We start from the raw sequence: 23,804 nt of genomic DNA, 5'->3' as shown, positions 1-23,804 counted from the left end.
CCCTGGGGACGGTGCCCGGACTCAGGCCTTGGTCGTCTTCGGCGGGGTCGAGGGCTTGGGCGGCACCGCGGGCGGCAGCGGCAGGCGCACCTCGAAGACGGTGTTTCCGGGAACGGAGGAGACCGTGATGGTCCCGTCGTGGGATTCGACGATGGCCTTGGCAATGGGCAGGCCCAGTCCGGTGGTGCCGTCCGCTCCGGAGCGTGCGGCATCCGCGCGGGTGAAGCGCTTGAACACCAGCGGCAGGAAGTCCGGGGCAATGCCTTCTCCGGTGTCGCTGACCCGCAGCACCGCCTGGTGAGTGGCGGCGTCGCGGCGGACCTCGACGGTGACGGTGTTGCCTTCCAAGGTGTGCTTGCGGGCGTTGCCCAGCAGGTTGGTGATGACCCGGCGCAGAGCCGAAGCATCGCCCGAAACCACCAGCGGGGTCGCGGGGATCCGGGGGGTCCAATGATGGGCGGGAGCCGTAATGGCAAAGTCCTCGGTGATTTCGGCGGCCAGCTTGCCCAGATCGACCGGGGCCTTTTTGACCTGGTGCTTCTCATCGAGCCGGGCCAGCAACAGCAGGTTTTCCACCAGGGAGCTCATCCGGGTGCTCTGTTCAAGCACCCGCTTCAGCGAGCGTTTCCCGTCGTCGGAGAAATGCTCGGTGGCGCTGATCAACTCGGTGTATCCGCGAATGGCCGAGAGCGGGGTGCGCAGCTCGTGGGAGGCGTCGGCCACGAACTGGCGCATCTGTGCCTCCGAGGCCTCACGCACGGCGAAGGCGGCGCCCACGTTGTCGAGCAGGGCATTGAGGGCCCTGCCAACCTCCCCGGATTCGGTGCCCGGAATGGAGTCCTCCGGGGCGACACGTGCCTCCAGGGCGGCGGTGCCCGATTCGAGTTCGGCGTTGGCCACGGAGGACGCCACGGCCGAGACCCGCTGCAGCGGAGCCAGGGAACGGCGAATGATCATCGAGCCGATAAGCCCGATGGCAATCAGCCCGGCCAAGGAGATCGTCACGGTCAGGATGCCCAGGGAAGCCAGGGTCCGCTCGGTGGGCGCCATGGGCAGGCCGGTGATCAGGACTCCGCCGGAACCGGGATCGTGCTGGGCCGAGAGCATGTAGTCGCCGATGCTCAGGTGGTGGACGACCGGTGGTGCATCGATCTCCACTGAGGTCAGCGGCTGCACATCGGTGTCGGTGATGTCCTTGCGCTCGCCGGTCTTGGAATCGAGCACTGCGCCGGAGAACAGGTAACCGGAAACGATCTTGGCATTGAGGGTTCCGGATGCCTGCCCCGGGGCAAAGGGCGATTCGGTGGATGGCTTGCGGCCATTTTGCGCTGAATAGCTGGCGGCGCGGTCGGCGGCGAACTCCAATTGTTCGTGCAGTTGAGCCGTAAGGGACTGGCGCATTCCGGCATTGAGCAGCAGGCCAATGACGGTGCAGATCAATGCCAGGGAGCCAATCAGGGCGAGCAGCAACTTGCGCTGCAGGGGGAGGTGGCCAAGGCGGTGTCGCAGGCCGAGATGCAGCGGGTCCTTTTCGGGAGGGTTCCCGGCGGGAAAGGCGGCTTCCTTGCCATTCTGGTTCGCGGCCTGCATCGAGGGCGCCTCGGTGGGCCGGGGTTCCGGTGCGCCGGAGGGTGGGGAGGGTCGTGCAGGTTGGGTCATGATGCCGGCTTGAGCATGTATCCAGCTCCACGCACGGTGTGGATCATGGCCGGACCATCGGCTTCGATCTTTTTGCGCAGGTAGGAAACATAGAGTTCGACAATGTTGGCCTGGCCACCGAAGTCGTAGTGCCAGACATTGTCGAGGATCTGGGACTTCGAGACGACTCTGCGGGCGTTGACCATCAGGTAGGAGAGCAGGTCGAACTCGGTCGCGGTGAGGCTGATGGGGACCCCGGCGCGCGTGACGTCGTGGGAGTCGGAGTTCAGCACCAGATCTCCCACGACCAGCTCCGCGCCGTCAGCCGCGGTGGCGCCCGAACGCTCGACAAGCTTGTGCAGGCGCAGCAACACCTCTTCGAGGCTGAAGGGCTTGGCCACATAATCGTCGGCACCAATGCCCAGGCCCTCGATCCTGTCCTCGACCGCGTCCTTGGCGGTCAGGAAGAGCACAGGGACCTCGGGCAGGAAGGTACGGACCTTGCGCAGCACCTCCGGGCCCTCAAATCCGGGCAGCATCCAGTCCAGCACCAGGACATCCGGGACCGATTTGCGGGATGCCTCCACCGCGGAGGGCCCGTCGTGGGCCACGGTGGCTTCCCAACCCAGCATCCGGGTGCCCATGGAGACCAGCTCGGCCAGCGAGGGCTCGTCGTCGACAATAAGTACCCGGATGGCTGTACCGTCCGGGTGGGTCAGGCGGGGCAGTTGCGTGGGAGAAAAGCGGGAATCTGGCATGTCTTTAACTCTCCATCCGAGGTTTAGGCCGGCCCTGTGGCCCGGCTGTGTGCGCGCTGTGAGGCCTGGTGGTTCCAGCCTAAGGCCTGCAGTTGGCGGCATCTTGGCGCGGGGGCCATCGGCGCCCGCAGGTTCATTGCCTGAGACCCGGTCCGGGTGTAGGTCGGGGATTCCAAACGCCGTGGGACTACCGATTGATCACATTGACCGATGGTGTGGAAAAGATGGCGCATAACGTCGAGCGGAGAGTCTGCATTGCGCAAATCTGTACAATGTGATGATCGACACGTTAAGCGCTCGATGTCTCACATCGTGGACGCAATCCCAGTTTGTTACTTGCGGGTTCCGAATATTACGAGGAAACTAGAAATTGTGAATAGCGCAGCAACAACACCTCAGGGCCTCTTCGGAGGCATGGCGATGACTTGTCGCCAGTGTTGTTGTCGAATGCCCAGCTGAGCGACCGGAACCCTCCGGCGCTCAGTGACACTCGCATCGCTCCCATTGCTTCGCACCGGCGAGGTAAGCGGAGCACCTAAGCATTCGCGCCATTCCGTGGCATTCACACGAGTTAGAGGTAAAGCATGTCGGTAACGTCCGGATACGTCCATGTCTCAATCCGCAACGCCCAGTCCCGCGCCGCCGCAGCGCAGCGCAGCACTGCTCCCGGCGGTTATGCCCCGGCCGGCTATCGCCAACTCCATGCCGTGCCCGCGGCGCAAGAGCCTCGCCCGATGACAGCCCCAACCCCGGTTGTAGCCCCCAGCGGCACCCCTGGACCACAGCCGGTATCCACCGATACCACTGCCCGCGGGTTTGTGCTCTACGTCGGCTTGGACGAATCGGTGGCGCAGGCGCAGGGAACCTCACTGGGCAAGCTTGCCACGCAGGTCCGCGCCTTCCTGGCCACGCTCTCTCCCGAAGCACAGACCCACGCGGCCGTCGCACTGGCCCCGACCAGCGCACAGGGCGAGAACATCGACGTTGTGCGCCAGGCCCTGGGGGATCCCACGGTCAACCGCCGCCCGCGCGTGGATTCCCGCCCGGCGGCGCCGCGCCCCTCCGGCGTGCTGATCGACCTGTCGCGCCGCGAGGTCCACCTGGACGGCGAGACCCTGAATCTCACGTTCAAGGAATTCGAACTGCTGAACTACCTGGTGGAGAACGGCACCCGCACCGTGGGACGCGACGAGCTGCTGACCAACCTGTGGCGCAACGCCGAAGAGGTCCCCAACGAGCGCACCATCGACGTCCACATCCGTCGCCTGCGCTCCAAGCTGGGACGTCTGGCTAACACGGTGCGCACCGTGCGCGGCCAGGGCTACCGCTTCTACGAGCACCCCGAGGTTGTCGTCTGGGCCGCCCCGGAGTACACCATCTAAGTTCATTTATTGTTCCCTGCGGGGGCGCTGGCATCCACGGGTGCTTGCGCCCCCGCGGTCGCTTAAATCCTGGGGGAGGCCTGCGGCCCCCGTGCGCCCTAAGCTTGGATGCATGAGCGAACACCATCTGAAGCGTCTCGTCTTGTTGCGCCACGCCAAGAGCGACTACCCACTGGGGGTCAGCGACCACGACCGGCCGCTGGCTGCCCGCGGGAACCGGGAGGCGCCGGCCGCCGGGGTCTGGCTGCGCGAGAATGACGTGGTGCCGGACTTCATCGTGCTCTCCGACGCCCAGCGGACCCGCGCCACCTGCGCCTGGGTGATCAGCGAACTGGGGGAGAAGGCACCCACGCCTTACCTGGACTCGCGGATCTACGGCGCCTCGAGCACCAGGCTGTGCGCGATCATCAACGAGACCCCCGAAACCGTCACCACGCTCATGGTCATCGGCCACCAGCCGGTGCTGCAGGAGCTGGCCATGCGCCTGGCCTCGGTGGACTCGGACGAGGAAGCGGTCTACGAGCTGGCCATGGACTACCCGACACTGGGGCTGACGGTGCTGCAGTCCGAGAAGCCCTGGGCGGAGATCGACGGCCGCGACATGCGGGTGACCAACTTCGTGGTCCCGCGCTGACCCGTGAAACCCCGCGATACCCTCCTTGCCCTGTTGGTCGCCCTGCTCTGGGGACTGAACTTCCTGTTCATCGACCTGGGGCTGCGCGACACGCTTCCGCTGGTGTTTGTGGCGCTGCGCTTCGCCGCCGTCGCCTTCCCGCTGGTGTTCTTCGTTCCCAGACCCAAGGTCGGCTGGAAAGTCGTCGCCGGCATCGGGCTGGCCATGAGCGCCGGGCAGTTCGGGCTGCTCTTTACCGCCATGCACCTGGGACTGCCGGCCGGGCTGGCGCCGGTAGCGCTGCAGGCACAGATGTTCTTCACCATCGGGCTCGGCGCCCTTTTCCTGCGGGAATACCCCACGCGAAAGCAGGTCCTCGGCTCCATCCTGGGCATTGCCGGGCTGGTGGTGGTGGGCTTTGGCCGGGTTGCCTCGCTGCCCCAGGGCGCCGCACTGGCCGGCGTCCTGGTGCCGTTGCTGATCTGCATTGCCGCCGGTTTCGCCTGGGGCGTCGGAAACGTCATCTCGCGTTCGGCCTCCGGCGCCTCCGGGTTGGGGCTGGTGGTGCACTCGGCGCTCTGGGTCCCGTTGCCGATGCTCGGCCTTTCGCTGCTGCTCGACGGGCCCGCCGCCGTGGGCGAGGCGCTTGCCACCCTGGGCCCGGAGACGTGGTGGGGTATCGCCTTCACCGCAGTGGTGGCCTCGCTGGTCGGGTACAGCATCTGGAATACGCTGCTGGGCAAGTACCCCACCGCCAAGGTCGTGCCCTATACCTTGCTGATCCCCGCCATCGGGATGGGCAGCGCCGCCCTGGTGCTCCACGAGTATCCCAATGCGCTGGAAATCACCGGGGCCGCGGTGCTGGTGCTGGGGGTTGCCGTCGGGACGTTGCGGTTTGGCACGGCAAGGCCCGAAGCGGCGCCCGCGCCGCGGGAGAGCCCGGAAAACGACACCGTGGCGGAACACACGTGAGGAAACGGATGAGAGTTTTCCGGGGCCCTGAACCCCGGGTTCACGGGTCCCGAACCGGCGAACATGAGAACGCGTGAGGCGATTATGAGAACGCCCTCATCGACCGTTCACCCTTTGCTCATTTGGGCCGCTTTGACTAGGAGCAACGCAAGCCACCGAGCCCCTTGAAAAGGAACCCAGCAGATGAGCATCAGCCCCAGCCTTGAAACCGAAACCTTCGAAGCCAACGAAGCCCTTGCGGCGGCCGAAGGCCGACTGCGCCACTTGAAGCTCGATGCACAGCGCGCGCTGAAGATCCGCGCCGCCTACACCACCCGCTTCGTGGCCACCGAGTTCTCCAAGCACCCCGGGGACTTCCACCTCATCGCCGGGGCGGAAGTCACTCCGCAGCCCGGAGACGTGGTCATCGCCCGTGTCGCCGAAATCGGCAAGCACACCCGCCTCGAGTCCCCGGTCTCCCGCCGACAACTGATGTTCGTCGGCCAGGAAATCATGGTCGCCTACGGCAACCGCTACGCACCCGACCAGTTCCTGGCCCACGTGCCGGATTCGCTGGAAGCCTGCCACCTGGTGGCCGGCGGCGGCCTGGCAGGGTACGTCACCGAGATGCACGCCTCGATCGATGCAGCCACCGCCATCGAGCCCCTCGGCCTGCTGGCCACCAAGAACGGCGTGGTCAACCTGCGCGACTTCGCGCCGCTGCAGGTCGGCACCCCGTCGCTGGCAGCGCTGCGCGCGGTGGGCACCGTGCGCCCGCCGGTCATCGCGGTGCTGGGCACCTCGATGAACTCCGGCAAGTCCACCACCTTGGGCTGCCTGGTCAACGGACTGTCCAACGCCGGGCTCAACGTGGCCGCGGGCAAGGCCACCGGCACCGGGGCGGGCAACGACCCGAACCTGTTCATCGACGCCGGCGCGTTCCCGGTCTGCGACTTCACCGACTTCGGCTACCCCACCACCTTCAAGCTCGCCTACGAGCAGGTCCGCGACCTGCTGGCCGCGATGATCAACGAGCAGGCCGCCTCCGGCGCCGACGTGGTGGTCATCGAGATCGCCGACGGGCTGTACCAGGGCGAGACCTCCCGGTTGCTGCGCGACCCGCTCTTCGCCGCCTACGTGGACACCGTGGTGTTCTCCGCCCAGGACGCCCTGGGTGCCCGGGCCGGGCTGGACGTGCTGCAGGATGCCGGCGTGCCGGTCGCCGCGGTCTCCGGCCTGCTCACCGCCTCCCCGCTGGCCACCGCCGAGGCCGCCTCCCGGCTCGACGTCCCGGTCATCGACACCTACGCCCTGTGCAACCCCGAGGTCGCCACCGCCCTGATCCCGGTGCGCGCCGCCTCACTGTGAGCGGCCTCGAGACCCTGAGGCAGGGGCAGCGCGGACCAACCACGCAACCGCTGGACATCGTGCCCGCCGCCAACGAACGCGAACCGGCCCCGCGCCTGCCGAAGCTGGTCACCGGGAAACGCCGCGGACTTTTTGCCGCGCTGCTGGCCCTGGCCATCGGCTGCGGCGCGCTCGGGGTCGCCATCGCCCTGCTGGTCGGCGCACTGGTGGGCGGGGGCGCGGTGCTGCCGATGTCCCTGGGCATCGGGGCACTGATTCTGGTGCTGGGCTACGGCCGCTACCTGGAACGGGTGCTGGCCGAAAAGCTCGGGCAGCACTACGTGGCCCAGCTGAGGCTCTCGCTGATCTCCCACTCGTTGCTGGCCGCCAAGATCCCCTCGGTGGGCATCACCGTGGCCCGGGCCAGCAACGACCTCTCCTCGGTGCGCAACTGGGTGGCCCAGGGCATCGCCCCGCTGCTGGCCGGCATCCCGCTGGTGCTCATTTCCATGGCCGGGCTCTGGATGCTTCATCCGGTGCTGGCACTGGCACTCGGGCTGCCGGTGCTGGTGCTGGCAGGTGCGCTGCTGTTGTTGGCGAAGCCCGCCTACGAGCGGGCGCGGATCCTGCGGCGTCACCGCGGGAACCTGGCCGCGCGCATTGCCGACACCGTCGCAGCCTCCTCCGCCGTGGTGGCGGCCGGCGGAGTGGCACGCGAGCTTTCCCGGGTGGAATCCAGCGGCAACAAGGTCGTGGACGCCGCGGTGTCGCGGGCCAGGCTGGCGGCGGTGCTGCGCGCCTGTTCGCTGGGCATGCCCCTGCTGGCCACCGCCGTGGTGGTGCTGGTTTCGCGCAACGCCGCCCTGGACGCCGGACACATCGCCACCGCACTGACGCTGCTGGGGCTGTGCGCAGCCCCGGTGGGCGAGTGGGGACGCATCGTGGAATACCGGCAGAACTATCGGGCGGCGTCCCGGATCATTGCCCCGCTGTTGCGGGAGGAAAGCGCACTGTCCGCGGACCCGGTGCTGCGCCAAAAGGCACAGCGGGCCGCGGCGCAGATCCAGGCCTCCCGGGTCGAGGGGGTCTGGCTGCGCGGCGTGGACATCGACGGCAGGCCGGTCCCGGAGCTGCGGGCCGAGCCCGGCGAACGGATCCGGATTACCGGAGCCGACGCGAAGTTGCGCGGGGAGCTCTTCAGCGTGCTGGCCACCGCGCGCACGCAGGCCGGCCCGATCCTCGGTGACCTCAGTGACGAAGTTGCCCATCGCGGGCAGTGCTACGTGGTGGCCGGCGTGATTCCCGGGTCGGTGAATGAAAAGAAGCGCCGCCGGCTCATTGGTGCCGCCTTCGCCTCGATGGTGCCAGAACGCGGCACCTTGCTGCGCGCCCTGCGCTACCGCCGACCCGACGCCGATCCGGCCAAGGCGCTGGCGCTGGCTGCGCGTCTGGGACTGGACGCGGCATCGCTGGAGCACGGCCAGGACACACACTTGCGCCGCGGCGGGGCCCCGCTTGATGCCACGCAGCGCGCGGGACTCATGGTCGCCCGCGCCATGCTCGGCTCCCCGCCGTTGCTGTTGCTCAATGAGATCGACGGCCACCTGGACGCAGCCGCCCGCGGGCAGCTCGAACAAATGCTCGACGGGTACCGTGGCGTGGTGATCTTGTGCTCCGACTCCGAGTGGTGCGCGGGATACCGCCAATGGGACCTGGACGGCCCGGCGGACTGATCGAGGACCGGCCGGGGAATCAGCGCAGGGGAGCGGTGAAGGCCATCGCTGCCCGGACGCATTCCTCGACGCTCCGCTCCGGGTGGAAGACCTGGCGGTCCCGGCCCAGGATGAGCGTGGCCCCGAACAACGCGGTGGCCAGCGCGTCAAGGTCGGGCACCGGATGCCCGGCCGGGGCCGCGTCGGCCAGACGGGACAGGGCCGTGCGGACCATCCCGATGACGTCGTTGCGCATCTGCGCCAGCGCCCCTGCCCATTGGCTGTCGGACTGCCATTGCTCGGAAATCCAGAGCTGCGAGAAGGCCGGGTATTCGGCAATGAATTCCAGGGCCTCGGCCACCATCAGCCGCAACCCTTCTTCCGGGTCCTGATGCGTGGTGCCGGAATCGAGGCGTTCGAAAAGGATGGCAATGCCGTAGTTCAGCAGCTCGCCAATGAGTTCGTTCTTGGATCCGAAGTTGTAGTAGACGGTGCCCTTGGAGACTCCCGCGGCCTTGGCGATCTCATCCACGCTCACCTGCTGGTGACCGCGGGTGCCGATCAATTCCATGGACGCGGTGAAAAGCCGGTGCTTGGAGTCGGTCGCGCGCACCCGGGGCCGGGGCGTGGTGTTCTGGGTCATGCGCTTAGCTCCGGGTGCAGGGTTTTCAGGGTCCAGGTCTTGTGCAATCGTACCGCCACGGTGCTGGCCACCAGACCCAGCACGGTGTAGCCGGCCAGCCCCGCCACGATGGGTCCGAGCACCGAGAGGTCGGCCCCGTACATCAGGTGCCGCAGGCCCGTGACCACGTGTCCCATGGGCAGCCAGCGGTGTGCCACGTGCAGTGCCTCGGGGGTGGTTTCCCAGGGGAAGGTGCCCCCGGAGGAGACCAGCTGCAGCACCATGAGCACCAGCACCACCATCTTGCCCGGGGTGCCGGCCAGCGCGCAGATGCCCTGGATGATGGCGGTGAAGGCCATGGAAGCCAGCAGGAACAACCCCCAGGTCATCCACGGGTGGGCGGTGTCCAGCCCCAACCCGTAGAGGACCACGGCGTAGAGGATGGTGCCCTGGAGCATCGAGATGCCCAGGAAGGGCAGCCAGCCGCCGATCGCGATCTTCCAGTTCGCGGCGTTGGAGGCCAGCGCGCGCTTGGTGATCGGGCGCATGATCTGCACCAAGATGAACGCGCCGATCCAGATGGCCAAGGTCATGAAGAACGGGGCCAAGCCCTCGCCGTAAACTCCGGCCTTGGCCTGGTCGGTGCGCTTGATGTCCACCGGGTCCCCGATGACCGAGGAGACCTGTTCCCGTGCCGAGGCATCCGGGTTGGGCACCTCGGAGGTTCCGTCGGCCAGCTTGGTGGACAGTTCCCCGGAGCCGTCGCGCAGTTCGGAAGCGCCGTCGCCCAGCTCGCCCACGCCGGTGCCCAGTTTCTTTACGCCCGAGGCCAGCGCGCCGGTTCCCTCGTGCAGGGTGTCGGCTCCCTCTGCCAGCGCACCTGCGCCGGAGTCGAGCTTCTTCGCCCCGGCCAGTGCATCGTGTTGTCCCTCGGCCAGGGTGCCCGACCCGTCGGCGAGGGTCTGGGCGCCGCCGTTGAGCTTGGACGCGCCGGCAGCGGCATCGGCAATGCCCGTCTTCAGGGCAGGCATGGCCCCGGCCAGCTGATGGGTTCCGTCAGCGAGCGTGGACAGCCCGCCGGAGAGTTCCTTCGCGCCGGCGGCGACATGGGCCGACCCGTCGGCGAGCGCGGAGATCTGCGACCGGGCGGTGGTCAGCTGCTTCTTGGTGTCGGCGACCTGGTCGGCCACGCCGCTGGAGGCCGCCGCGTCGGTGACGTCCTTGCGCAGGGTCTTTGCCTGCTCGGGGGTCAAGACCCCGGCCTCGACCAGGGTGTCCAGCCGGGTATCCAGCGTGTCGGTGGCCGAATCAATGCGGCTCTCGGCATCCTTCTCCAAGGCCGTGAGGGTCTCGGCCGCCTCCGTGACCTTGTCATTCAGGGCTTTGTTGCCGGCAGCGACCTGGGCGGCGCCGGAGGAAAGCTTCTTCGAGGCGTCGGCGGCCTTTTGCGCCCCGTCATCGAGCTGCGCCGTCTTGGCAGGAAGCGAGGAGGTCTTGGACTTCAGTTCCCCCAGTCCGTCGTCGAGGTCCTTGGTGCCCGCGGCCAGGGTTCCGGCACCGTCGGCAAGCTTGTCCGCGCCGTTGTCCAGCTTCCTTTGCCCTGCCACCAGCGAACCGGTGCCATCGTGCAGGGCATCGGCTCCATCAGCCAGATCTCCTGCACCGGAGTCGAGCTTGGTCGCCCCGTTGCCCAGTGTTTTCGTGCCATCGGCCAGGGTGGTGACTCCGTCGGAGAGCTTCACCGTGCCGGTGTGCAGTTCCCCGGCACCGTCGGCGGCCTTGGCCATGGAGGTGTGGATGTCCGAGAAGCCGGTCAGCAGGGCGTCGGCGGTCTGGGTGCCGACCTCCTGGGCCACGGTGTTGTGGACCTGCCCGGCGAGCTTGTCGGCGAAGGTGCCGACCATGTAGTTGTTGGCGTCGTTGGTGGTGATCTTCAGGATGCCCTGCTGGGCCTTCTCGAAATCGCCGGGGGAGGCGAGGTTGGCGGAGAAGTCCTGGGGGATGGTCATGGCGAAGGCGTAGTCGCCGGCCGCGACGCCCGCTTCGGCCTCGGCCTCGGAACCGACCACGCTCCAGCCAAAGGTCCCGTCCTCAAGCAGTTCGGCGGTGACGTCGTCGCCGACCTTCAGCTCCTTGCCGTCCTGCGCGGAACCGGCATCGAGGTTGACGATGGCCGCCTTGACGTTGTGCAGGTGTGCGTAGGGGTCCCAGTTCGCGTAGAGGTACAGGGCGCCATAGAGCAACGGGACCAGACACATCGCGATGATGGCGATCCGCGGCAGGCGTCCGGAGGTCATGCGCTTGAGTTCGGAAAGGGCAAGGCGCAACGTGGTCATGATTCTTCCTTCGGTGCGGTCAAATGCGTGGTGGTTGCCGCGGCATCGGTGTCATCGGCGAGGCTTTCGGCAGTCGCGGGGGAAGCTTCGGCTACCGGTTCCTCGGGGTTCTCCCGGGGTGCGGCGTTCTCCTGGTCTTCCGTATCGGGGTCCGCCGCGGGTGCCGGAGCAACCGCCAGCTTGTCCTGCACCCGGCCAGCCCAAGCCGTCGACCCGCCCCAATTCGCCGGGATGCGCTGGACGACGGCCACCACGGCCGGGGCGCGGCGTCCGGTGGCCACCGACACCAGGTAGCGGAACCAGTCATCCTCGGGAATGCCGTGGCGGTCGGGGGAATCAAAGACCAGCACCTCGACGCCGCGGTCCTCGAGCGCGAGGTGGGTGAGCAGCGCGAGACGTGCGAGCGGGTCGATGGCGTCGAGCCATTCATTGGCCAGCTCGTCCATGTGGTGCTTCGTCATCCAGGCGTCGATGCCGCTGCGCCGCCAGATCGGCCCGGGCTGCAGTGCCAGGTCCTCGGCCACGAGGTCGCGGACCTTGAGGTGCGCCTCGGGCTCGTTGACTTCCGGAGAGTCGACCAGGGCGCTGATGCGCCGCACCGACCGCAAGGAGGTGTTTCCCGACCAGCTCACCGTTCCCTCGGTGGGGCGCATGCGGGCACTGAGGCCCAGTGCAAGAGCGGTGCGGGTCGGCTGGGGTGCCGCCTGGACCAGCAGGAGTTCGCCGCGCGCAACGGTGAGGCTCGTTGGATACAGCAGGGGCAGGTGGCGGCCGGCAATGGCCAGCCTATCGGCGATAAGCACGATTAGAGCATAAACCGAACTGACCGGTCAGTTCAAATAGTGTAGGTGTCTGGTTCGCCACGAATCCCGTTCCTCGGGTGGGCCAATGACACAATCAAGCATCTTTTGGCCACCGGACTCCGCAGGGACAGGGACGCGGGAGAAGATGGGGATATGGGCAAGAGATTTTGGGTTGGCGGCTATTCCCCGGACGGCGGCGGGACGAGCCTGGGCATCCGGGCCATCGAGATCAGCCGCGGATTTCTCACAGATCTCGGCCTCGCCCACCCCGCTGATTCACCTTCGTGGCTGGCAACCCACCCAAAGCTTCCGGTGCTGTATGCGGCCCTGGAACACCGCGGGGAGGTCGCCGCGTACCGAATCCTGGACAAGGACAAGCTTGAGCCCCTGGGCAAGCCCGTGGCCGCCGGTCCGATGGTATGCCATTTGGCCGTCGCCGGCGCCGGAACCGTGTTGATTGCCAGCTGCTACGGAGACGGACGGGTGCTGGCGTACCCGATCAAAACGGACGGCTCGCTGGCCAAGCCCACCATTGCGCCGGCGTCGACCGACCCCTTTGCCAGCCCTGGTCACCACCCGAGAGCCTCCCGTTCTCACCAAAGCACGGTGCTGCGCTCCGGCAAGATCGTCACCACCGACCTGGGCCACGATTCACTGCGAATGTGGGACCTGGTGGGAGGGGAGTTGCGGCTGCACCGGCAAGTCGCCTTGCGCAAGGGGGACGGCCCGCGCCACCTGGTGGAGCATCCATCGGGGCTCATCTATGTGGTCACTGAACACAGTGCCCAGGTCATTGCGCTGGCCGTCAACGCTGCGGGTGAATGGCAGGAAGTGTCGCGCGAATCCCTGGGCGACGGCATCCTCGCCGGCGAGCACTTTCCCGCTGAGATATCCCTGGACCGGCACACCAACAAGCTCTACGTAGGGGTGCGTGGAGCCCGGGCCATTTCCGTGCTGGAGCTGAAAGGCGGACGGCCCGTCGTCCTGGGAACCGTGCCTTGTGCGGGCGAGTGGCCGAGACATCATCTGCAGGTAGGGAACTCGCTATTGGTGGCCAACCAACTCTCGAACACCATAGAAGTCCTCGGATTGGATCCAGAAGACGGCTTGCCACTCAAGCACCTGAACTCGCTGGCACTGGACAGCCCCACCTGCATCGTCGCGCAAATACCGAGCTAGGAGAGCGGCGACCAGGCCGACTCCCGGCGGGAGCCGTGCGGGCCGATGGCCGGGCTTCGGTATTGTGTGTGGCGGAACCAGGGGTGCCGCGGCATCCCGCCGATCGCCGACCTCACGGGAAGCCGAGAAAGTAAGACATGGAAGGGACGCCATGAACCGCTGGTCGCGCGCACGGTGGTGGCTATTGGATTACGCATATGCCGGTTGGCGGCAACTCCTGTCGTCGGTCCGCCGCGAAAGTCCCGCTTCGTACCGAAACGGCGACGCGTCCCTTCCTGCCATTGTGTTGCTCCCCGGAGTGTACGAATCCTGGCTTTTTCTTGAGCCGGCAGCCTCGCGGCTCAACGAGGCAGGGTACCGCGTGTTCACGGTCCCGGAATTGGGAATCAACAAGCGTCCGGTGCCCGAGTCCGCGCAGATCGTGCGGCGGCGCCTCGCAGATCTTCACCGGGAACATGGGATCAACGAGTGCCTTTTGCTGGCCCACAGCAAGGGCGGCTTGACGGGCAAGCACGCAATGCTCGACGTGCTGCTATCGCAGAAGACCGAGATGAAGCCGGCGCCTGGCTCGGAGATTCAGATCCTGGGTCTGGTGGCCATTGGAACGCCATTTGCCGGCTCCATCTATGCCAAATACCTGTTCTCGCGCACGCTACGCCACTTTTCGCCAACGAACGCAGTCCTTGTCTCGCTCCAAGCGCAGGAAGAGGTCAATGACCGGATTGTTTCCATTTATCCGGAATTTGATCCGCACATTCCCGTTGGTAGCGCCCTTGTCGGTGCGAGGAACGTGAAGCTTCAAGTTGCAGGGCATTTCCGCTCGCTGAGCGAACCGGTCGTGCTGGCTGCCGTCGATGATGCCGTGGCTTTCCTGGCACTGGATACTTGATGACCGGAAAGCGGCAGTCGAACCGGAAATGAAGAGAGCCGCAATCTTTCGATTGCGGCCCTCTTCATGTGAGTGCGCCCAAAGGGATTCGAACCCCTGACCTTCTGTTCCGTAGACAGACGCTCTATCCAGCTGAGCTATGGGCGCATATTCGGTTTTGATCCTGCCTCGCGGCTTGACCTCGAACAACTATACATACCTTTGGCGTGCTGGTCGATTCAAACAGGATATTCGTGCGCGAACTCACGCTTCCCGTGGCGGTCCGGGGCATGGACTCCTGAACCTGGGGAAGCCGGCTTCGAGTGGAAGCCGTTTCCTTGGGGCAAGGCGGCGGGCCGGATTCGACAATAGTGGTGTTGATGGCTACCTGGCCGATGAGCCTTTCATGCGCAAAAGAGGTGACGAAAGGGGCGGCGCAAGAAAAGCGAGAAGTGGTGGTCACGTCCGTGGAGAACACCGCCGAGCCGCAATCCCATCCTGTACCGAGGCAGGCTTCATCGGCGACAGGTTCGGTGACTGCGCGAACTCAAGGCCAGCGGCCTGGCCGGTGATTAAAGCAGAAAAGCCACGATTTCTCGTGGCTTTTCTCGTTGGTGCGCCCAAAGGGATTCGAACCCCTGACCTTCTGTTCCGTAGACAGACGCTCTATCCAGCTGAGCTATGGGCGCATATTCTGTATTTGGTACCAACCTCGCGGTTCGACCTCGAATAACTATACAGAGGAATGTCGCCCTCGCAAAATCCAGGGGCCTTCGAGGTGAAAGGTTTCGGGGAGGCATTTCATGAAGTGTACCGGTCTACGTGACCTTCGTCACTTCTGGCGTTTAGGGGCAAATGGGCAAAGCCCGAAATGCCGGGGTTTTCGGCTTAACTAAATCATTTTCCGGGTTTTTTGGCGATATGGGTCACAGGGGCTCCGAAGATCGGCCCCATAGCATCGACATATTGCAAATTCAGCCCAATGGAGGGAATGGACATGAGCGAGAGCTCGGACCAGAAGGTCATCGACGCAGCACCGACAACGCATTCAAAGCTTGCCGCTTGGGTGCAGGAAATCGCGGAACTGACGAAGCCTGACCATGTCTATTGGGTGGATGGCACGCAGGAGGAGAACGATCGCCTGACCGCTGAACTGGTTGCCGGTGGCACGCTGCAGAAGCTCACCGATCCTTCGTTCCCCAACTCCTTCGCTGCATTCTCGGATCCCAAGGACGTGGCCCGGGTCGAGGAACGTACGTTCATCTGCTCGGAAAACGAGAAGGACGCCGGCTTCACCAATAACTGGGAAAGCCCGGTCAAGATGAAGTCGATGCTCAAGGGCCTGTTCGATGGCGCCATGCGCGGTCGAACCATGTACGTCATCCCATTCGTCATGGGACCGCTGGACGCAGAGCAGCCGCAGTACGGCGTTGAGCTCACCGACTCCGCCTACGTTGTCGCATCCATGCGCATCATGGCCCGCATCGGCAACGACGTCCTGCGCAAGATGGAAGCAACGGATGCGTTCTTCGTCCCCGCGCTGCACTCTGTCGGCGCCCCGTTGGCTCCCGGCCAAGACGACGTGGCATGGCCGTGCAACGAGGACAAGTGGATCGTGCACTTCCCCGAAGAGCGCTCCATCTGGTCCTACGGCTCGGGCTACGGCGGAAACGCCCTGCTGGGCAAGAAGTGTTACGCACTGCGCATCGCCTCGGTGATGGCCCGCGACGAGGGCTGGCTGGCCGAGCACATGCTCATCCTCAAGCTCACCAACCCGGAAGGCAAGAGCTACAACGTCGCTGCCGCCTTCCCCTCCGCCTGTGGCAAGACCAACCTGGCCCTGTTGGATCCGACCATTGACGGCTGGAAGGCCGAGACCCTGGGCGATGACATCAACTGGATGCGCATCGGCAAGGAAGGCGAGCTTCGCGGCGTCAACCCGGAATACGGCCTGTTCGGCGTCGCTCCGGGCACCGGTTGGTCCACCAACCCCAACGCCATGCGCGCCATCACCAAGGGCAACTCGATCTTCACCAACGTCGCGCTCACCGATGAAGGCGGCGTGTGGTGGGAAGGCATGACCGACGAGGCCCCGGCGCACCTGACCGACTGGTTGGGCAACGACTGGACCCCGGATTCCGGCCGCGTCGCAGCACACCCGAATTCCCGTTTCTGCACTCCGATCTCCCAGGTCGACATGCTGGCCCAGGAGTACTACAGCCCGGACGGCGTGGAGATCCACGCGATTCTCTTCGGCGGACGTCGCAAGACCACCATTCCCTTGGTGACCCAGGCACGTAGCTGGACCAACGGCATCTTCATGGGCTCGACCCTGTCCTCGGAAACCACGGCTGCAGCCGCCGGCGCCGTGGGCGTGGTTCGCCGCGACCCGATGGCCATGCTTCCCTTCATCGGCTACAACGCCGGTGACTACCTGAATCACTGGGACTCCATCGAATCCAAGGCCAACCCGGAGCGCCTGCCCAAGATCTTCCTGGTCAACTGGTTCCGTCGCAACGCCGAGGGCGGCTTCGCGTGGCCCGGGTTCGGGGACAACTCCCGCGTGCTGAAGTGGGCCATCGATCGCATCGAGGGCAAGGCCGACGCCGTCGAGACCCCCATCGGATTCGTGCCGACCGGCGACTCGGTCGACCTGACCGGGCTGGACATGACCCCAGCAGACGTCGACGCCGCAGTGGCAGTGGACAAGGGCGAATGGGCCACCGAGCTGGCCAGCATCGAGGAATGGTACGCAAAGTTCGGCGAGGCGCTTCCGGCGTCGCTGCGCAGCGAACTCGATGGACTGAAGGAGCGCATGGGGGCCTAGGCTTCCCCGCGCAGACAGCAGTTCTCCAGGGCCCCGTTTTCATCGCCCGCCTCCCCGGTTACGGGAAGGCGGGAACGATGAGGGCGGGGCCCTTCCGCTACCAGGCGACAAGGCCTGCCTTTCTCGTCATCGTCGGTGGTGGGGCACGTCTTTGGCCGATGGGATCCGTTATTAAGTGCGTGGCTGCTGGAACAATCCCCTAGGGGATGTGTCAGGATGAAAGCATGATTCTTGCGCGTTTGATCCTCGGGCTCTTGAGTTTGGCGCCCATGACCGGGTACGAACTGAAGAAGCACTTTGACTCGTCCATCAATCATTTCTGGAACGCCGACAAGGCACAGATCTACCGCACCCTGGCCCAACTGGTGAAGGACGGCCACGCGACCGTGACCACCATTGCCCAGCGAAACTACCCTGACCGCCAGGAACACCACATCACCGATCAGGGTCGCCGGGAGCTCGTGGAATGGCTGGGCGGCGAGGTCACCGCCCACACGCCTCGCGAGCCGTTCCTGGCTCGGGTGTTCTTTGCCGCGGAACTCGATCGCGACTCGGTGTTGGGGCTGATCCAGTCCCGACGCGAGGCGACGCAAGAGGTATTGGACGACTACCTCTCCCAGCGTGAGGACATTGACATGAGAGCAGCAGCCGACCGCCGCAGCTTCCTGATGGCGGCAACCCTGGACAACGGAATCCGCCACGCATCGGCCGAACTCGAATGGCTGGACGCCGTGACGGAGTACCTGCCATGAGCCGCCACGAGCATCCCTCCGACGGCGATGCCGGAACCGACGAGGAATTCGTGGACCGTTCCCTCGCGGACGAGCCCACCGCTGCCGGCAAGTCGGCCAAGGCCCCGAAGGAAGATCGTGCGGCCAAAGCGACGTCCTCGAAACGCGAACCGAAGGAACACAAGCCGCGTCCCGAACCGCAGCCAAGGGCCAAGACTGCCGCCAAGGACGCCGTGAAGCCCGAGGCGGAGAAGGCCGTGCCAGTCACTGCCGAGGCGCCGAAGCCCCCGGCCGAAGCCGCCGCCGTGCAGGAACCCGCGAAGCCCTCGGGTGAAGAGCCCCGGACCGCTGTCCGGGACAAGGCCTCCGACACCCAAAAGCCGGTGCGCCCCGCCAAGGCCCCGAGGCAATCCAGGCCGACGGTCCCGCACACGCGTACCGAGCCCGGGGCAGCGGCGGCACCGGGCACCGAATCAAGGCAGGCTTCCTCACCGGCACCGCGTGATCCCGGCGCGTACCCGGAGTTCCATGCGCCCACACGCCCGCGCAGGGACGGCAAGGCCGCGCAGACCATCGTCTTCCTGCACGGCGGCAACGTCGCGAACTGGACCTGGGACCCCCAGGTGCGGGCCTTTGGGGACTACGAGGTCCTCACCCCGCACCTTCCCGGCTTCGGCGCCCGGGCCCAGGAGGACTGGGCGGGGCTCGACAGCGCCGCCGACGACGTGGCAGCCGTCATTGCCGACGAGGTCTCCAACGGCGGTGCCCACCTCGTGGGCCTGTCCCTGGGCGGTGTCGTGGCACTGCGCGTGTTGGCCAGGCACCCGGAACTCGTCGAATCGTTGCTGATTTCCGGCGTCCCGGCCGCAGGAGTCTCGGCTTCCATGCGGACCATGAGCCGGATGCAACTGCGCCTCTTTGGCAGCGAATGGTACTGGCGCTTCCAGGCCGGCGCCTACGGCATGGTCGCCGACGAGAAGGAACTCTTCACCGAACACGGCACGCACCTGCGTGCCGACAACATGCGCGCCATCATGGACGAGGTGGATCCCGGCGGCGTCCCGGACAAGCTCGGGAACTACAAGGGACCGGTACTGGTGATTGCCGGAAGCAAGGAACCGAAGCTGGTGGCCAAGTCCTTCCCGGCCTTGGCCCGCGCCCTCCCGCAGGCCGAGTTCCGCACCGCCGTTGGCATGCACCACCAGTGGAACATCGAGGATCCCATCCTCTTCAACGCCACCGTGCGGGCCTGGATCGAAAAGCACACCGCCCACCCTCGCTTGCAGGAGCCCGGACAGTAGGATCACGCGCTGCTCCCGGATGGCTGCAGGAGCCCGAAAATCGAAGGCCGACACCGAGCGATCGGTGGCGGCCTTCGCCATGGCCGGAACGGGCCTGAACGTGCCTATTGAGATCTCGCCCGGGGATTTTGGATCTCTAGCTTTAAAATTCCTGTCCGTCGACCTTGAATTTGCACTACTGACTAGGCGAATTTCGACACCGAGTCTCACTTTTGCGAAGTCGTCGATAGGCTCGGGATACTGTCGATAATCGGTTCGAAGAGATTCGAACAGGGGTCTGACCCGACGGCTGCTGGCTATGAGAATCGAATCCCTGCGAAAGGCCACTGCTGATGACCAAGAAACCTGTAGTACCAACACACGAAACCATCAGTAAAGCTGGCGATGGGCTCGAAATTACTGGCATCATCATTTCGACACTTTGCCTTGTGGTTGGAGCTCTCACTCTTCTTACTTCCGGGAACGGCGTTCCGTTTATTGGGATCACATTCGGTCTGCTGCTAATGATCACCGGATACACGAAAAAGACATCGGCGGCGACGATGGCGATGTTCATCATTGCGACTGACAAGAACGAACGCGAAATCGCAAACAACAAAAGTGCGAATGAGTAAGCCTTTGGAAGGTCCGTAGCCCGTTCACCACGGGAAGCGGTTGCCGTCGTCTAATCGAATTGGTCAGTTCTTGCACAATCGCGAAGGCCGCCACCGAGTTATCGGTGGCGGCCTTCGCCCCCCCAAGCGGGTTCCGCTGATATGCCTATCGCCGCGGGACCCGTGGCTTCCCAGTCGTTAGGCGGCGAGCCACAGATCGGGGCCGAAGACCTCGTAGTGGATGTTCGTGGCGGGGATTCCCGCGTCGATGGCCTGCGAGCGGACCGCGCGCATGAACGGCAGCGGGCCGCACAGGTACAGGCGGGCATCGGTCGGCAGCTGCAGATTGGCCAGGGACATGTAGCCCTCGGTGGCTTCGGTGTCCTCGGCCTTGGCGCTGATGTCCTCGAGCCACAGCTTCAGTTCGGCGTTGGGCAGGGACTCGACGGATTCGAGCATCTGCTCCTTCAGCGCCCAGGCATCCTCGGTGGCCTCCGCGTGCAGCACCATGACCTGGCGGTCAGAGCCTGCCGCGGCCAGGGTGGCCAGTGCGGAAGCGCTCGGGGTGCAGCCGATGCCCGCTGTGGCCAGGATGATCGGAGCGCCGGTGGTGTCGATGACCAGGTCGCCGTAGGGGTTGGAGAGCTCGATGACGTCCCCGACGCTCAGGTGCTGGTGCATGAATGGGGAGACCTCGCCGCCGCCGTCGAACTTGGTCGTGATCACGCGCTCGGTGGTGGAGGTGACGGAGTCGCTGAGCGTGTACTGGCGGCACTGGCGCAATCCGTCCAGCAGTGGGACGCGGACCGAGACGAACTGGCCGGCCTTGGCGACGGTGACCGGGGTGTCGTCTACCGGGATGAAGCGGAAGGTGATGGATCCTGTGCCGGCGGCTTCCTTGGACACAAGCTTCCAGTGGGTCCAAATCTTGTCGTTGGCCTGCTTGGCGTAGAGGCCCTGTTCGATCTTGATCAGCGCGTCGGCCATGAGCCAGTAGACCTCGGTCCATGCCTCTGCGACCTCGGGGGTCACCGCGTCGCCCAAGTCCTCGACGATCGCGGCGAACAGGTGCTCGTACACGATCGGGTACTGTTCCTCGACGATGCCCAGCGAGGTGTGCTTGTGGGCGATTCGGGACAGAACGGCCTCCGGCAGGGTGCCCGGGTTGTTGACCAGATGCGTGGCGAATGCGGCGATTGATCCGGCTAGCGCCTGTTGCTGCATACCATTCTTCTGGTTTGCACGGGAGAAGAGTCCGTCCAGGAGCTCCGGGTGGGCTTCGAACAAGCGCTCGTAGAACTTGGGAGTGATGTGGGAAATACGTTCGCCAATGATGGGTAGCGTGGCTTCGATGACCGGGCGGGACTTCTCGGAAAGCATCTTGTGGCTCCTGACGGAGGGTGATCGTTATCTTGCATCTAATATGCAAGATTGATAATTCAGTTCTACACGGAGTAGAAGTCGGATGCAAATCGGCCTGTCGGTTTGTGGGCCCGGGAGCGGTTCGCGGACAGCCTGGACGGGAGCACCCCGCCCCAAAATATGAGGCGGCAGGCGGTTAGGGGAGCGCCGGGAAGGGGAGCAGTACGCTGGCGGAAGGCGAGGTGAGATCCCTTACGCACAAAAGGTCGAGCTCGGCATAGAACGCCTCCCGGGCCCGTCGAAGGGCACCGCGGAGCTTGCATCCAGCGAGCAGCGGGCAGGGGGTGCCGGCTTCGGAAACGCAATCGACGACATCCTCGCGGCCGTCAAGGTCGCGCATCAGGGTACCCACGCGCAGCCTCAGGCCCTGGTCGGTGATTTGCGAACCGCCATAGCGTCCTCGCGCCACGTCCAGGGCGCCGCGGTTGCGCAGTTCCACAATGGCCTTCGCCACGTGGTTGTATGGCACCCCGATTTGCTCGGCGATTTCCTTGGTGGTGACCTGTTGGTCGCGACGGGAGCCGAGAAACATCAAGGTGCGCAGGCACACGTCCGCAAAGGCGCTGAGTTTCACGTGTTCCATTGTCGCAGGTGTTGGCCCTCCGTGCCGCGGGCTGTGCCGAGGTGCACAGGGGCAGCCGGTGTGCGACATCTGGTTTCCCTGAATACCTGTACAAAGACCTTTGGCCCGGAGCCCGGATTGCCGGGTTCCGGGCCAAAGGCAGGAAAGCAATGGAAGGGGCTAGGCCCAGACCTGGATCTGGCCGCCCTCGGCGCTGGGCTCGGAGAATTCCCAGATGCCGGTTTCCGGATCCGGCGCGGTGTACGGCTGCACGATGGCAATCGAAGCTCCGGCGCGGTGTTCGGCCAGTACATGGACCGCGTCCATGCCGTCATCGAGCAAGGTGACATCCGAAACGAAGGCGACGGCATTGAAGGAATCACGCTGGTCGGCCAATAGTTGGACCAGGTCCTTCATCATCACCTCGGCGTCTATGTCGGCTTCGGGATCGTCCAGGTCCTCGGTGGGCTGGACGGCCAGCAGGCGCAGTTCGGGCTCGGCGTTTTCTTCGGTGGCGGGCTCAACGGCGATGGCGAAGGGAAGGAACACGCCCTGTTCCTCCAGCTGCTCGCGTGCGACACCCAGGGCGGTGCCCAGGACCTTGTTCAGTTCCGCCTGGGCGGCTTCGTCGAGTTCAGTGATCTTGTTTTCGGGGGTGCTCATGCGTTGCTCCTGACGATATCCAGAACTCCGTCACGGACGAGTTCCATGGTCTTTCGGTCAATGGCTTCCCCGTTGTAGCGGAGGAAGGGTTCGGTGTTGGAGGGACGGAGGTTGAACCAGAACGAGCCATCGGCTGCCGTCACGGTCGTCCCGTCCATGGTACCCACAACGGTCTCTCGATCCGCCAGATCCGGATGGCAGGGCGGACAGACCAGGCCAATGCGATCGGCGTTGTGTTCGTACCCGTTGGCAAATTCGGCGAGCACGCGGGCCACGGCGCCTGCCTTGTCCTCGACCTCGGAGTTGATCTCCCCGGAGGAAACATAGGGCTCGTACTCGGCGGCGAAGTCGCTCAGTGCGGTGTCCTGGTGGCCCAGTGCCGCGAGCACATGCATCGCGGCGAGCATGCCGGTGTCAGCGTTGTAGAAGTCGCGGAAGTAGTAGTGGGCGGAGTGCTCCCCGCCGAAGACCGCACCTTCGGCGGCCATGACGGCCTTGATGAAGGAGTGGCCCACGCGGGTGACCACCGGGCGGCCGCCGGCCGCGGTGACTGCCTCGGGCACGGCGCGGGAGGTGATCAAGTTGTGGATGACCACCGGCGTTTCCTCGCCCGCTGCCTGGGCGCGCGCGATCTCGCGCACCGCCACCAACGCGGTGATGGCAGAGGGGGAGACAGGCTCGCCCTTTTCGTCGATCACGAAGCAGCGGTCGGCGTCGCCGTCGAAGGCCAGGCCGATGTCGGCGCCGTGTTCGAGCACCGCGGCCTGCAGGTCGCGCAGGTTCTCGGGTTCCAGCGGATTGGCCGGGTGGTTGGGGAAGGTGCCGTCGAGCTCGAAGTACATCTCGATGATTTCCAGCGGCAAACCCGGCAGCAGGGTGTCGCCCAGCACCGCGGGGGTGGTGAGCCCGCCCATGCCGTTGGCGGCGTCCACCACGACCTTCAGCGGGCGGATGCCCGACAGGTCCACCAAGGAGCGCAGGTAGTCGGCGTAGCCGGCTAGCACGTCGAGCTCGCCGACGGTGCCCTCGGGGGCCTCGGTGGACACCGGAAGGCCCTCCTCGAGGTAGCTCTGTGCCAGGTCGCGGATGTCGAAGAGCCCGGTGTCCGAGGACACCGGCACGGCACCGGCCTTGGCCATCTTGATGCCGTTGTAGGCGGCGGGGTTGTGGCTGGCGGTGAACACCACCCCGGCGCAATTCAGCGACCCGGCGGCGAAGTAGAGCTCGTCGGTGGAAATCAGCCCCAGCATCTTCGGGTTGGCGCCGCGGTAGGCTGCCCCGCGCGCGAAGGCGGCGGCGAACTCTGGAGAGGAAGGGCGCATGTCCCCGCCCACCAGGACGTCCTGTCCGGCCAGGCCCAGCACGTCGACAAATGCGGCGCCAATGGCCTCGACCGCCTCGGCCGTAATAGTGGCCCCGACGATGCCGCGCACGTCGTAGGCCTTGAAGGACTCAGAAAGATCGATTTCCACACTCACATCCATGAGCTTATCGGG

Annotated in this window: 20 protein-coding genes and 2 tRNA genes; 11 read left to right on the top strand and 11 right to left on the bottom strand. The window is 65.5% G+C overall.

Annotated features, from left to right (window positions below; genetic code table 11):
- Positions 1-21 precede the first annotated feature (21 nt).
- Together ACIPUB_RS07110 and ACIPUB_RS07105 are read right to left on the bottom strand one after the other, a co-directional pair.
- On the bottom strand, positions 22-1,659 hold the full coding sequence (locus ACIPUB_RS07110) for a sensor histidine kinase (protein ID WP_407606743.1): 1,638 nt from the start codon (positions 1,657-1,659) through the stop codon (positions 22-24).
- Complete coding sequence (locus ACIPUB_RS07105; RefSeq protein ID WP_407606742.1) at positions 1,656-2,396, bottom strand: response regulator transcription factor; 741 nt, start codon at positions 2,394-2,396, stop codon at positions 1,656-1,658. The genes ACIPUB_RS07110 and ACIPUB_RS07105 overlap by 4 nt, the downstream gene beginning before the upstream one ends.
- A 584-nt stretch (positions 2,397-2,980) precedes the next feature.
- Between ACIPUB_RS07105 and ACIPUB_RS07100 the strand changes: the two genes are divergently transcribed.
- From ACIPUB_RS07100 to ACIPUB_RS07080, 5 genes are all read left to right on the top strand, one after another.
- Positions 2,981-3,778 carry a winged helix-turn-helix domain-containing protein gene (locus ACIPUB_RS07100; protein ID WP_264271170.1) on the top strand — a complete coding sequence of 266 codons (798 nt, stop codon included), beginning with the start codon at positions 2,981-2,983 and terminating at the stop codon, positions 3,776-3,778.
- A 112-nt stretch (positions 3,779-3,890) separates the two neighbouring features.
- Complete coding sequence (locus ACIPUB_RS07095) at positions 3,891-4,412, top strand: SixA phosphatase family protein (RefSeq protein WP_407606741.1); 522 nt, start codon at positions 3,891-3,893, stop codon at positions 4,410-4,412.
- Between the two features lie 3 nt (positions 4,413-4,415).
- Positions 4,416-5,363: an EamA family transporter gene (locus ACIPUB_RS07090; RefSeq protein ID WP_407606740.1), complete on the top strand. Its 948-nt coding sequence runs from the start codon at positions 4,416-4,418 to the stop codon at positions 5,361-5,363.
- A 183-nt stretch (positions 5,364-5,546) separates the two neighbouring features.
- Positions 5,547-6,710: a DUF1611 domain-containing protein gene (locus tag ACIPUB_RS07085; RefSeq protein ID WP_407606739.1), complete on the top strand. Its 1,164-nt coding sequence runs from the start codon at positions 5,547-5,549 to the stop codon at positions 6,708-6,710.
- Positions 6,707-8,422, top strand: a complete 1,716-nt coding sequence (locus ACIPUB_RS07080) for an ABC transporter transmembrane domain-containing protein (protein WP_407606738.1) — start codon at positions 6,707-6,709, stop codon at positions 8,420-8,422. The genes ACIPUB_RS07085 and ACIPUB_RS07080 overlap by 4 nt, the downstream gene beginning before the upstream one ends.
- A gap of 19 nt (positions 8,423-8,441) precedes the next feature.
- Here ACIPUB_RS07080 and ACIPUB_RS07075 read toward each other — a convergent pair whose 3' ends face one another.
- The 3 genes from ACIPUB_RS07075 to ACIPUB_RS07065 are packed head-to-tail and all read right to left on the bottom strand — an operon-like array spanning position 8,442 to position 12,162.
- Positions 8,442-9,044, bottom strand: coding sequence for a TetR/AcrR family transcriptional regulator (locus ACIPUB_RS07075; protein ID WP_407606737.1), 603 nt, complete (start codon positions 9,042-9,044; stop codon positions 8,442-8,444).
- On the bottom strand, positions 9,041-11,359 hold the full coding sequence (locus ACIPUB_RS07070) for a YhgE/Pip family protein (protein ID WP_407606736.1): 2,319 nt from the start codon (positions 11,357-11,359) through the stop codon (positions 9,041-9,043). Before ACIPUB_RS07070 ends, ACIPUB_RS07075 begins: the two co-directional genes overlap by 4 nt.
- Positions 11,356-12,162, bottom strand: a complete 807-nt coding sequence (locus ACIPUB_RS07065; RefSeq protein WP_407606735.1) for an ABC transporter ATP-binding protein — start codon at positions 12,160-12,162, stop codon at positions 11,356-11,358. Before ACIPUB_RS07065 ends, ACIPUB_RS07070 begins: the two co-directional genes overlap by 4 nt.
- A gap of 153 nt (positions 12,163-12,315) precedes the next feature.
- Here ACIPUB_RS07065 and ACIPUB_RS07060 point away from each other — a divergent pair, with 153 nt between their 5' ends.
- Both ACIPUB_RS07060 and ACIPUB_RS07055 read left to right on the top strand, forming a co-directional pair.
- Entirely contained in the window at positions 12,316-13,341 is a 1,026-nt protein-coding gene (locus ACIPUB_RS07060; RefSeq protein ID WP_407606734.1) for a lactonase family protein, read from the top strand.
- A 151-nt stretch (positions 13,342-13,492) separates the two neighbouring features.
- Positions 13,493-14,230, top strand: a complete 738-nt coding sequence (locus ACIPUB_RS07055) for an esterase/lipase family protein (RefSeq protein WP_407606733.1) — start codon at positions 13,493-13,495, stop codon at positions 14,228-14,230.
- 73 nt (positions 14,231-14,303) lie between these two features.
- On the opposite strand, the gene ACIPUB_RS07050 is transcribed toward ACIPUB_RS07055, so the two are convergent.
- Both ACIPUB_RS07050 and ACIPUB_RS07045 read right to left on the bottom strand, forming a co-directional pair.
- Positions 14,304-14,377, bottom strand: a tRNA-Arg gene (locus ACIPUB_RS07050).
- Between the two features lie 444 nt (positions 14,378-14,821).
- Positions 14,822-14,898: transfer RNA gene (locus ACIPUB_RS07045), tRNA-Arg, on the bottom strand.
- Positions 14,899-15,206: 308 nt separating this feature from the next.
- Here ACIPUB_RS07045 and ACIPUB_RS07040 point away from each other — a divergent pair.
- The 4 genes from ACIPUB_RS07040 to ACIPUB_RS07025 all read left to right on the top strand — a co-directional run bounded on the left by ACIPUB_RS07040 (position 15,207) and on the right by ACIPUB_RS07025 (position 19,682).
- Entirely contained in the window at positions 15,207-17,036 is a 1,830-nt protein-coding gene (locus ACIPUB_RS07040) for a phosphoenolpyruvate carboxykinase (GTP) (RefSeq protein WP_407606732.1), read from the top strand.
- Between the two features lie 224 nt (positions 17,037-17,260).
- Positions 17,261-17,788: a PadR family transcriptional regulator gene (locus ACIPUB_RS07035; RefSeq protein WP_407606731.1), complete on the top strand. Its 528-nt coding sequence runs from the start codon at positions 17,261-17,263 to the stop codon at positions 17,786-17,788.
- The gene (locus ACIPUB_RS07030; protein ID WP_407606730.1) at positions 17,785-19,068 is read left to right on the top strand and encodes an alpha/beta fold hydrolase; all 1,284 of its coding nucleotides are present in this window, start codon (positions 17,785-17,787) and stop codon (positions 19,066-19,068) included. Before ACIPUB_RS07035 ends, ACIPUB_RS07030 begins: the two co-directional genes overlap by 4 nt.
- A 332-nt stretch (positions 19,069-19,400) precedes the next feature.
- Positions 19,401-19,682, top strand: coding sequence for a hypothetical protein (locus ACIPUB_RS07025; protein WP_407606729.1), 282 nt, complete (start codon positions 19,401-19,403; stop codon positions 19,680-19,682).
- A 177-nt stretch (positions 19,683-19,859) separates the two neighbouring features.
- On the opposite strand, the gene ACIPUB_RS07020 is transcribed toward ACIPUB_RS07025, so the two are convergent.
- From ACIPUB_RS07020 to manB, 4 genes are all read right to left on the bottom strand, one after another.
- Positions 19,860-21,041: a globin domain-containing protein gene (locus tag ACIPUB_RS07020; RefSeq protein WP_407606728.1), complete on the bottom strand. Its 1,182-nt coding sequence runs from the start codon at positions 21,039-21,041 to the stop codon at positions 19,860-19,862.
- A 178-nt stretch (positions 21,042-21,219) separates the two neighbouring features.
- Positions 21,220-21,657, bottom strand: a complete 438-nt coding sequence (locus tag ACIPUB_RS07015; protein WP_407606727.1) for an RrF2 family transcriptional regulator — start codon at positions 21,655-21,657, stop codon at positions 21,220-21,222.
- 168 nt (positions 21,658-21,825) lie between these two features.
- Complete coding sequence (locus ACIPUB_RS07010; protein WP_264271186.1) at positions 21,826-22,308, bottom strand: hypothetical protein; 483 nt, start codon at positions 22,306-22,308, stop codon at positions 21,826-21,828.
- The gene (manB, locus tag ACIPUB_RS07005; RefSeq protein WP_407606785.1) at positions 22,305-23,792 is read right to left on the bottom strand and encodes a phosphomannomutase/phosphoglucomutase; all 1,488 of its coding nucleotides are present in this window, start codon (positions 23,790-23,792) and stop codon (positions 22,305-22,307) included. Before manB ends, ACIPUB_RS07010 begins: the two co-directional genes overlap by 4 nt.
- Positions 23,793-23,804 lie beyond the last annotated feature (12 nt).

The organism is Paeniglutamicibacter sp. ORCA_105 (assembly GCF_045798545.1).
Lineage (GTDB): Bacteria > Actinomycetota > Actinomycetes > Actinomycetales > Micrococcaceae > Paeniglutamicibacter > Paeniglutamicibacter sulfureus.
Note: the sequence above shows the minus strand (reverse complement) of the source record. Positions and strands in the feature narration are given on the sequence as shown.

Coding starts and splice junctions, on each gene's coding strand:
- ACIPUB_RS07110 (WP_407606743.1), bottom strand. CDS start 1,659: ATGACCCAACCTGCACGACCCTCCCCACCCTCCGGCGCACCGGAACCC.
- ACIPUB_RS07105 (WP_407606742.1), bottom strand. CDS start 2,396: ATGCCAGATTCCCGCTTTTCTCCCACGCAACTGCCCCGCCTGACCCAC.
- ACIPUB_RS07100 (WP_264271170.1), top strand. CDS start 2,981: ATGTCGGTAACGTCCGGATACGTCCATGTCTCAATCCGCAACGCCCAG.
- ACIPUB_RS07095 (WP_407606741.1), top strand. CDS start 3,891: ATGAGCGAACACCATCTGAAGCGTCTCGTCTTGTTGCGCCACGCCAAG.
- ACIPUB_RS07085 (WP_407606739.1), top strand. CDS start 5,547: ATGAGCATCAGCCCCAGCCTTGAAACCGAAACCTTCGAAGCCAACGAA.
- ACIPUB_RS07075 (WP_407606737.1), bottom strand. CDS start 9,044: ATGACCCAGAACACCACGCCCCGGCCCCGGGTGCGCGCGACCGACTCC.
- ACIPUB_RS07070 (WP_407606736.1), bottom strand. CDS start 11,359: ATGACCACGTTGCGCCTTGCCCTTTCCGAACTCAAGCGCATGACCTCC.
- ACIPUB_RS07060 (WP_407606734.1), top strand. CDS start 12,316: ATGGGCAAGAGATTTTGGGTTGGCGGCTATTCCCCGGACGGCGGCGGG.
- ACIPUB_RS07055 (WP_407606733.1), top strand. CDS start 13,493: ATGAACCGCTGGTCGCGCGCACGGTGGTGGCTATTGGATTACGCATAT.
- ACIPUB_RS07040 (WP_407606732.1), top strand. CDS start 15,207: ATGAGCGAGAGCTCGGACCAGAAGGTCATCGACGCAGCACCGACAACG.
- ACIPUB_RS07035 (WP_407606731.1), top strand. CDS start 17,261: ATGATTCTTGCGCGTTTGATCCTCGGGCTCTTGAGTTTGGCGCCCATG.
- ACIPUB_RS07030 (WP_407606730.1), top strand. CDS start 17,785: ATGAGCCGCCACGAGCATCCCTCCGACGGCGATGCCGGAACCGACGAG.
- ACIPUB_RS07025 (WP_407606729.1), top strand. CDS start 19,401: ATGACCAAGAAACCTGTAGTACCAACACACGAAACCATCAGTAAAGCT.
- ACIPUB_RS07020 (WP_407606728.1), bottom strand. CDS start 21,041: ATGCTTTCCGAGAAGTCCCGCCCGGTCATCGAAGCCACGCTACCCATC.
- ACIPUB_RS07010 (WP_264271186.1), bottom strand. CDS start 22,308: ATGAGCACCCCCGAAAACAAGATCACTGAACTCGACGAAGCCGCCCAG.
- manB (WP_407606785.1), bottom strand. CDS start 23,792: ATGGATGTGAGTGTGGAAATCGATCTTTCTGAGTCCTTCAAGGCCTAC.